Genomic DNA, 4,475 nt, shown 5'->3' on the forward strand with positions numbered 1-4,475 from the left:
CCTGCGGCGAAGGCGGCGGCGCCGAAGACGGCCGCCACGACCTCCCGCAAGGCGCAGGTCGCGGCCGGGCCGGAGGTGCGCCCCCCCGCGGCGCGCGCCAGGGCGCCACGCAAGAAGGTCGCGCCGCCGGTGCTGGAGCGGCTGGTGGCCACGGCCGTCGCCTCGCTGGAGGACGACAAGGCGGAGAACGTGGTGGTGCTGGACATCGCCACCCGCTCCTCCTTCGCCGACCGGATGATCGTGGCGACCGGCCTCGCCGACCGCCAGATCCAGGCCATGGCCACCCATGTCGAGGAAGCGCTGGAGAAGGAAGGGGTGAAGCGCATCCGTTCCGAGACCTCGCCCGACTGGGTGCTGCTCGACGCGGGGGACCTGGTGATCCACCTGTTCAAGCCTGAGGCGCGCGAGACCTATGCCATCGAGCGCATGTGGGGGCCGCACAGCCCCGGCGAGGAAGAGGCCTCCCCGGTCGGGGAGGAAGGCTGACGGCCCGCCCGCCGCTGCTGCTGGCGGTGGGCCGGGCGAAGCCGGGGCCGGAGGCGGCGCTCTTTGCCCAGCACAACGCCCGGCTGCGGCCCGCCCTGGTGCTGAAGGAATTCGCCGAGGGCAGCGGCAGCCCGGCGGAGATGCGGCGGCGGGAGGGCGAGGCCCTGCTCGCCGCCCTGCCCGACGGCGCCCTGGCCGTGGCGCTGGACCTGGGCGGGGAGATGCCGGACAGCGAGGCGCTCGCCCGGCTGACCGCGCGCTGGGAGGAAGCCGCACGGCCGCTGGCCTTCCTGATCGGCGGGGCGGAGGGGCTGGACCCCCAGGTGCTGGCGCGGGCGGACCACCGGATCTCGCTGGGGCGGCTGACCTGGCCGCACATGCTGGTGCGGGGGCTGCTGGCCGAGGCGCTGTTCCGAGCCCAGTGCATCCGCACGGGCCATCCCTATCACCGGGCCTGGCGGCCGGGCTGAACGCCCCGGCGCCGGGCATGGCCACGATCCGGCGAAGAGGAAAGCATGTCCGCCACCGACGAGGACGACGAGGACGCGGCCCCGCCCGGCATGCCGCCGGGCACGCCCTTCTACATGACGCCCGCCGGCCATGCGGCGCTGCGCGAGGAGCTTCGGCGGCTCTGGGACGTGGAGCGGCCGAAGGTGGTCGAGGTGGTGTCCTGGGCCGCCTCGCTGGGCGACCGCAGCGAGAACGCGGACTACCAGTACGGCAAGCGGCGCCTGCGCGAGATCGACCGGCGGGTGCGCTTCCTGCGCAAGCGGCTGGAAAAGGCCCAGGTGGTCGATCCGGCGGAGCAGGCGCGGCGCGAGCAGGTCTTCTTCGGCGCCACCGTCACCTATGCGCGCGAGGATGACAGCGAGGTCACCGTGACCATCGTGGGCGTGGACGAGACCGACCTTTCCCTGGGCCGGATCAGCTGGGTCTCGCCCGTGGCGCGCGCCCTGCTGGGCCGGCGCGTGGGCGACCTGCCCCGCCTGCGCACACCCCAGGGCAGCGAGGAGATCGAGGTGGTGGCGATCCAATACCCGGCGGGCTGACCGCGCCGCCCCTGGCGGTCAGCCCGGCAGGCAGCGCACCGTGTCGGCATGATCCCGGGCCAGGACCGGCTTCGTGCCCTCGGGACATGCGAGCTGCTGGCGCCGCGCCGGGGGCAGGCCCTGGAACCATTCGAACACCGCCCCGTCATCGCCGCCCCGGCCCGGTCCGGTGGCCAGCCTGCTGCCGCGCCCGTCGCAGCGGCCCGGCCGCCCGGGCATCGGACGGCCGCCGTTCGGGCAGAGCCAGCGCTGAAGGGCCTGCATCTCGGAAGGCGAGAGCCGCAGGGCGCGGGCCGGGCGGTCGCGCGGGGCCGCCTCCGCGATGCCGCCGGGCAGGAGGAACGGCAGGGCCAGGAGAAGCAGGCCGGCGAGGCCGGTCTGGCGGGATGAAGGACAGCAGGCGGAAAGGGTCACGGCAATCGCCGGAAATGGGTCTTCGGAGGCACGGCGCGCCCGATCGTGGCGGCCCCGGGAATACCACCCGGTGCCGCCAGGGGGAAACCGGCCTTCTCAGCCGGCCTTGCGGCCGCGCGCGATGAGGCCCTGGCAGCGGTTGTCGTCGCCGATGCCGAACTGGATCGTCGGCAGGATCGCCAGCGGCGCGGCCAGGAAGCCGAGGCCGACGGCGGCGCCGGCCCGGACACCGCCTTCGGTCGGATCGATGCCGACCGCGGGGTCACGGAAGGTTCCGCCGATCGTGATCGGTGCCGGGAGTTGCCCCACGGTGAAATGCTTGGAGTCGCTTCGGATGCTGTAGTCCAGCCTTTCCCGCCCCAGATCCACCGTGCCCTTGCCGGAAATCAGCACGTCCGCCGTGTCCAGCAACAGGGCGCGGGTGTTCAGCACGCCGCGGCGGAGGGCGAAGTCGCCGACAAAGCATTCCACCTGGGTCCGGTCCGGCAGCTTGAGAAAGGACAGGATGGCATTGCCCAGGCGCAGGCCGGACAGGTCCACCAGCAGGGCGCTGAGATTGCCGCCCCCCGCCATGGTCAGGGTCAGGGAGCCGTTGCCGCTGCCCAGGATCCCGGCGAGCGACTTGCCGGTGCCGTCGATGACCGCGCGGCCACCTATCAGTCCCGAGCCCTGGAAGCCTGTGGGCTGCATCAGGCGCGACAGGTCCACGCGCTGGAACTGCACGTCCGCCCGTGCCCCCAGGGCGCCGTTCTCCTGAGGCGTGAGGGCGATCTCGCCGGCGATGCGGCCCTTGCCGACCGCGAAGCTGACCGGGCTGAGCCGCACCGCGCCGTCCGCGATGGTCATGTCCACGGCCATGCCGTCGAAGGGGATCTGCCGGCCCCGGATGCTGTCGGCGTGGTAGTTCAGCTTCACATCCGCCATGTTCAGCTTGGGCAGGCTGACCGGCGTATCCGGCAGCACCCGGCTGCTGCGCTCGTCGCGGGCCAGTTCCCGCCGCTGCTGCGCGCTCTGGCCGGGGGTGGAGGCACGGCCCGGAGTCTCGCCGATGAAGCCGCCCAGATCGGCCAGGTCCACCTGCTTCGAATGCAGGTCCGCCTCCACCAGCGGCTTCGCGCCGCCGGTGGTGACGGCGATGGTGCCGGACAGGTCGCTGTTGCCGACGCGTCCGTCGAAGTCGCGGAAGCGTACGCGGCCATCGGCGTAGTCGAGGCGCCCGGCGACACGGTAGTTCGGCGTACGGGCAAAGGGGATGCCGGTCAGCGGCTGCAGCAGCGCCATGTCGGGCCCCTGCAGCACGAGGTTCACGTCGGCGCCCTGCAGGGCCAGCGGGTCCCTGACCGTGCCTTTCAGGGACACGTTGGTCGGGCCGTTGGCGAGTTTCAGCTCGATCGGCCAGGGGCGAGCCTCGTTCTGGAAATAGGCCGGCCCGCCGGCCAGGGCTTCGCCGGTGATGCGCTGGCCCGCATAGGTGCCGTCCGCCGTCACGGCGATGCGTGGGTCCGGCGTCTCCTCGTCACGGGTGGCGATGCCGAGCTGGAAATCCGCCTTCAGCGCCGGATTCACCACATGCGCATGGCCATCGACGATCCGCAGCACGCCGATGCGCGGGGCGCTGGCGGCCTTGTCCTGCTTCGGTGCCTCCTCGCCGGCCGGCTTGCCGAAGTCGAAAGCGTAGTTGGTGCGGCCATCCGGATGAGCCAGCGCGGCGACCTGCGGGCGCTCCACCGTCACCGAGGGAATGACGATGGCGCGGTGGTGCCAGTACTCCATGATATCGACCAGCACGGTGGTGCGCGGCACCTGGGCGAAGGGCTCCTCCGCCTCGAACCCGTCCGGGTTGGCGACGCGCAGGTCGTCCACCACGATTTCCGTGACGCGGCCGGGACGCACATGCAGGTGAGCGATCGTCACCTTGCGGCCAAGCGCGGCCGAGGCCTGGCGCTCTGCCAGCGGGATGAACCAGTCCCAGGACCAGAAGGCGACGACCAGCGACACCAGGACCAGCGGGATGCCGATCCAGAAGGGCCATCGGGGGAAACGCCGCTGCGCCATGGAACCTCCGCGGGATGTTGCGGGCTGGCCGCGCCGGCGCAGTGCCAGGAGCGGTTCAAGCGGTAAGCGCCGGGTTCGGGCGGGGGTTCGCCGTCAGCAGGCACTTTTTCGTGAGGCGGCTGGGCCAGGGGGCCACCGGCTCAACGCAATGTGAGGCCGTGGCGGCATGCGCGGTGGAGGCGCTGTCAGGGACAGCAGGCTATGGCGGTGCGGTGCGCAAGCTCCCGATCCTGGCGATTCTCCTCCTCCCCATGGCCTGCGCCACTCCTCCTCCCACCGCCGTCGCTCCGGAGCGGCTGATCCCCGAGATCCGCGATCCCGGCCGCGCGCCGCTGGTCCATGCGGCGGTGCGCGAATGGGAGGCGTGGGGCAGGCTGGTGCTGACGGGCTGGGCGCCGGCGCTGGATGGCAACGCGGTCCCCTCCCCCCTGTCTCTTGATCACATCTACGCACAGCTCCCCCGTAAGGCGA

General features: G+C 72.4%; 6 protein-coding genes. 4 read left to right on the forward strand and 2 right to left on the reverse strand.

Annotated elements, in window-relative coordinates; genetic code table 11:
- From rsfS to greB, 3 genes are all read left to right on the forward strand, one after another.
- On the forward strand, positions 1-486 hold a 486-nt coding region (gene rsfS, locus ROTAS13_RS19995), incomplete at its 5' end, for a ribosome silencing factor (RefSeq protein WP_371329208.1).
- A gap of 26 nt (positions 487-512) precedes the next feature.
- Positions 513-956: a 23S rRNA (pseudouridine(1915)-N(3))-methyltransferase RlmH gene (locus ROTAS13_RS20000; protein WP_019461613.1), complete on the forward strand. Its 444-nt coding sequence runs from the start codon at positions 513-515 to the stop codon at positions 954-956.
- 45 nt (positions 957-1,001) lie between these two features.
- Complete coding sequence (gene greB / locus ROTAS13_RS20005) at positions 1,002-1,535, forward strand: transcription elongation factor GreB (protein ID WP_075823209.1); 534 nt, start codon at positions 1,002-1,004, stop codon at positions 1,533-1,535.
- A gap of 18 nt (positions 1,536-1,553) precedes the next feature.
- On the opposite strand, the gene ROTAS13_RS20010 is transcribed toward greB, so the two are convergent.
- On the reverse strand, positions 1,554-1,949 hold the full coding sequence (locus ROTAS13_RS20010; protein WP_075823210.1) for a hypothetical protein: 396 nt from the start codon (positions 1,947-1,949) through the stop codon (positions 1,554-1,556).
- 96 nt (positions 1,950-2,045) lie between these two features.
- Positions 2,046-4,004: an AsmA family protein gene (locus tag ROTAS13_RS20015; RefSeq protein ID WP_075823211.1), complete on the reverse strand. Its 1,959-nt coding sequence runs from the start codon at positions 4,002-4,004 to the stop codon at positions 2,046-2,048.
- Positions 4,005-4,162: 158 nt separating this feature from the next.
- Between ROTAS13_RS20015 and ROTAS13_RS20020 the strand changes: the two genes are divergently transcribed.
- A partial coding sequence (locus tag ROTAS13_RS20020; protein ID WP_139323455.1) for a hypothetical protein occupies positions 4,163-4,475 on the forward strand: 313 nt, incomplete at its 3' end.

This window comes from Roseomonas sp. TAS13 (assembly GCF_001950415.1).
GTDB lineage: Bacteria > Pseudomonadota > Alphaproteobacteria > Acetobacterales > Acetobacteraceae > Roseomonas > Roseomonas mucosa.

What these genes read in the sequence shown, in the direction of transcription:
- greB (WP_075823209.1), top strand. Translation starts at nt 1,002, where the DNA reads ATGTCCGCCACCGACGAGGACGACGAGGACGCGGCCCCGCCCGGCATG.
- ROTAS13_RS20015 (WP_075823211.1), bottom strand. Translation starts at nt 4,004, where the DNA reads ATGGCGCAGCGGCGTTTCCCCCGATGGCCCTTCTGGATCGGCATCCCG.